The sequence below is a fragment of the Halanaerobium sp. genome (assembly GCF_003070835.1).
The window spans coordinates 1-3,801 of the sequence record NZ_QBLR01000317.1 but is presented as its reverse complement, the minus strand read 5'-3'; the positions used below and the strand labels follow the sequence as shown (position 1 = coordinate 3,801).

The window sequence follows — 3,801 nt, the reverse complement described above, 5'->3', positions numbered from 1 at the left end:
GAAAAAGATAAGAAGATTAGTTAAAAAAGCGAAAAAAGTTGATAACACAGATAAATTATTTATTGATTTCCATTCAGAATTAATTTATTTATTTAAAAAAGATGCATTAGAAAATAATAAAGAAATTAATATTAATCCAATAATTCCTGAATGCTTAGGAGTAAATAAATTAACATACTGTGAAGGAAATATTTTTGAAAAATATGGATATACTTATTATTGTAGAAATAAAGCTTGTGGCAGGAATAAAATCTCTACAGACACTAATCTTATGAAAAGGGAATGGTCTTTATTAGAAATATTTGATTACTATTCAATAAATATAGACTTTAATAATACTAATTTATGGCAAATGAAACATTTTAATTCCTTAAATGATTATGTTAGGAAAATAGGTGGAGCATTAAATAGATTAAATGAGATACGAGAAAGGTTAAAATGCCGTAGGTGTGGAGAAATAATGTCTTTTGATTGGAAATATCCTATTCATGATGCTGCTTATAAATTAACTGTAGCTGAATGTGAAAATAGCAAATGTGATGAACAAGGAAATGGAGTTTATTTAAATCATTGTTGGGCTTGTGGAAATATTATTGATGGTAGAGATAACATTATTACAATTGATGATTATAAATTATGTCTTAAATGTGGTAGTGGTCCACAAAAATCTAGAGACTATAGTCAAGGAGATATTTGTCCAAAATGTGGGTCCCGTGATATTGAAAGTAAAAATAATAATAAATATTACACTTGTAATAATTGTTATCACTCTATTAAAATACCTCCACCAAATAAAATAACAGGATTAAATTAAACATTTATTTTTTAAATGAAATAACTATATTAATTAGGATAGAAACTAATACAGAGGGGAAAGATATTCAATTCATGATTTGAATAAGTATATTTTTTTAATACTTGACTCACAATTTAAGGAGGTTTTAATATTAATAAAATTCTAGTTTTATTAGATAATGTAGAGATCTTCTTAATGTCTCATGTTTCAACAATAAGTTATATTTTAGGGCTGATATTCGGTGTTTTATCGATGATAGTTTTTGTTAACTTTTCTTTAATTTATTCTGCTTTAACATTACTTGCAGGGTTTATTGTTTTTGAGCTATACAAAAACATTTTTGCTGGAGAGCCTGATTTTGTAATGAATTTTGATAAAGAAGAAATTCAAGACGGTGATGATTTTTCAAAGATGATTAAAAAAGTATTTGAAGAAGCAGAAAAGAGAGAAGATGATTGAATTATTATTTTGTAAATCTTATTATTCATGATAAGATCTAACTACAAATGAATATTTTACTCTTATTAAGAGTGGTGGAGGGAACGGACCCTTTGAAACCCAGCAACCCCTATCAAGGAAGGTGCTAAATTCCGCAGCAGTTATGCTGAAAGATAAGAAAAGATGCTAATGAATGACTAATGAGCTCTTCTCTTATATGAGAAGGGCTTTTATTTTTTTGTGAAGATAAAAAATTTTTATTGTTAAAAAAATTGAATTAGGAGATGGTGAAATGTTTAAAAAAGCAAGAAATCAAATCTTTGAACTAAAGAAAGACTATTCTAAGATAAAATTTTATGAGATTGAAGTTAAACTAATTGAAATAGAAAAAGAAATGGTAATAACTCTTAATAAAGAAGTTATTTTTTTTAAGCCCTTGATAAAAGAATTTATTTCTCATATTAGGAGTTTTAAAACTAGATTATACAAATTAAAACACAAGGATAGATTAAACTCATTATCAAAACTAGAAAAAGAAATTAATTACATTATCGAAGAACAAACCAAAGCAGAAAATTATCATAAAGAGCTAATTGAAACTATGGAAAATGAAAATATTGATAAATTATCAGAAACTGAAAAGTATTATCATCATTTAAAACTAAAATTATTAAAAAAAGGATATTCAGAAGATGAATATGAAGAACTTGCTAGAAGTATGTTATAAAGCAGGATTTTTCTTAATTACAAATAAATATAAAACAAGAAAGTAAAAAAATATAAAAGGGGGAAGTTAGATGGCTGGTAAATTTGAAGTTTATGAGGATAAAAGTGGAAAGTTTAGGTTTCGATTAAAAGCTTCTAATGGGCAGATTATTGCAACAGGACAGGGTTATAAGACAAAAGAAAGCTGTCTTAATGGTATTGAATCAGTCAGAAAGAATGCTCAGGATGCTGAAGTAGAAGAAGTACAGGGTGATTAAAAACATTTATAGCTCAATATTAACCTTATAAAGCCTCCAGGTTATAATCTGGAGGCTCATATCGTCAAAAGTTTTTTTCTTTTTGGGATTTATACATACTTTTCATTTCAAATTTATAGTTTTGACCTTAATTTTGGTTTTATTTACTTCAAATTCTACTTTTGCGAAAATTTATTTTTATTCTTTCTTTTTTTCATAATAAACTTTTTTATATTCTTCTGCTATTTTTATTAATTCTAAATCTTTTAATGTTTTAGATTTTTCTAATATAAATAAATTATCCTCTTTTGCTATTTTAAATATATTAAATTATATTAAAAATCATTTGCTTTATAAAATTCATTAATAAAAATATCTGTAACATATACTAAGAATTTAAGTATATCATCTCTACTAGTTATACCAATACCGCTACCCCCATAATACCAAGTAACAGCTGTTTTATGATAAGTTTCATCATTAACATCATATCTAATATTTCTTATAAATCTTAGATTAAGATAACTAGGAATATTATATTCATGTTTTATTTCTTTAATTGTTGGTAGAATTTCAAGTTTTATTAAGAGAATATTATCAGTTTCAGTTTTATTTAATATTTTAATATTATTTTTTTTCAATCTAGATTCAACTAAAATTTTAATTAGAGATTCATTTATTTGTATTTTACTATTTTCATCTTCAAACATATTTGTCATTTCTAAGTCTATATCAACAGCTAATTCAGGTTTTTCAGCTTCAAGTCCAGTTCCTTCTTGAGCATTAATTAATTTAACAGGAATACTAATTAACATTACTAACATTAAGCAAACAAGAATCTTTCTTTTAAAATATTTCATACAAACCCCCTCCTAAATTCACAAAACATAGATTTTAAGATGCAAATAATTAGCTAATCTAAATAAAATTTAAATATAATTAAAAATAATTATAACAGAAAATATTCTGAATTAATTCTTATTCTCTAAAATAAAACCAACAAAATATAACACAAGATGGAACAATTAAAATAATAGTTAAATAATTACCGAATTTTTCTGCTTCATATCGAGATATGTCAATCCAATAAATTATAGGATCAAATAAAAAAAATAAACCAGAAAGCAAAAAAGAAAGTAAAGATCCTAAACTATAAATTAATATAATTGAGAAAGAGATATTTATAAATGAAAAAAATAAAATAATTAACATAGTTTCTACAAAAGAAATATCACCTAATATCAACATTACAATAGTCATGACTAGAGTTAAAGGAAATGCATAAAGAGGTGTTACAGCGGTAGTTTTCATAAATGATAATAAATTAGATGGTATTTTCCCTTTAAACTTTTTATCAAATAAATTCTTTATTTTACCTTCTATAAGATGAAATTTTTTTAAATACTTTTTAGATAAATTTTGAAAAAATTCAACTTTTGAAAATAAATATGTAATAATAAATAGACCAATAAAATAATATAATAATATGATATAATCTACCTCCATATAAATTTATTGATTTTAATATTAATAAAAATCTCCCCTATCTTTTTTAATATAAAGATTCTAATAATAATTGATTAATATTATTATAATTCTCTAAAA

Annotated in this window: 5 protein-coding genes, 1 pseudogene and 1 riboswitch; of the genes and pseudogenes, 4 read left to right on the top strand and 2 right to left on the bottom strand. The window is 23.7% G+C overall.

Annotated features, from left to right (window positions below):
- From CI949_RS18210 to CI949_RS18195, 4 genes and pseudogenes are all read left to right on the top strand, one after another.
- Positions 1 to 814 (top strand): annotated as a pseudogene (locus CI949_RS18210) (hypothetical protein); the annotation flags it as partial.
- A 177-nt stretch (positions 815 to 991) separates the two neighbouring features.
- Complete coding sequence (locus tag CI949_RS18205) at positions 992 to 1,255, top strand: hypothetical protein (protein ID WP_290769009.1); 264 nt, start codon at positions 992 to 994, stop codon at positions 1,253 to 1,255.
- A gap of 59 nt (positions 1,256 to 1,314) precedes the next feature.
- Positions 1,315 to 1,414, top strand: a riboswitch (SAM riboswitch).
- Positions 1,415 to 1,526: 112 nt separating this feature from the next.
- Entirely contained in the window at positions 1,527 to 1,961 is a 435-nt protein-coding gene (locus CI949_RS18200) for a hypothetical protein (protein ID WP_290769006.1), read from the top strand.
- Between the two features lie 70 nt (positions 1,962 to 2,031).
- Complete coding sequence (locus CI949_RS18195) at positions 2,032 to 2,217, top strand: YegP family protein (RefSeq protein ID WP_290769003.1); 186 nt, start codon at positions 2,032 to 2,034, stop codon at positions 2,215 to 2,217.
- Between the two features lie 314 nt (positions 2,218 to 2,531).
- Here CI949_RS18195 and CI949_RS18190 read toward each other — a convergent pair whose 3' ends face one another.
- Together CI949_RS18190 and CI949_RS18185 are read right to left on the bottom strand one after the other, a co-directional pair.
- A complete protein-coding gene (locus CI949_RS18190; protein ID WP_290769000.1) occupies positions 2,532 to 3,056 on the bottom strand; it encodes a hypothetical protein in 525 nt (174 codons plus the stop codon).
- A gap of 118 nt (positions 3,057 to 3,174) precedes the next feature.
- Positions 3,175 to 3,702, bottom strand: a complete 528-nt coding sequence (locus CI949_RS18185; RefSeq protein WP_290768998.1) for a hypothetical protein — start codon at positions 3,700 to 3,702, stop codon at positions 3,175 to 3,177.
- Positions 3,703 to 3,801: the final 99 nt, after the last annotated feature.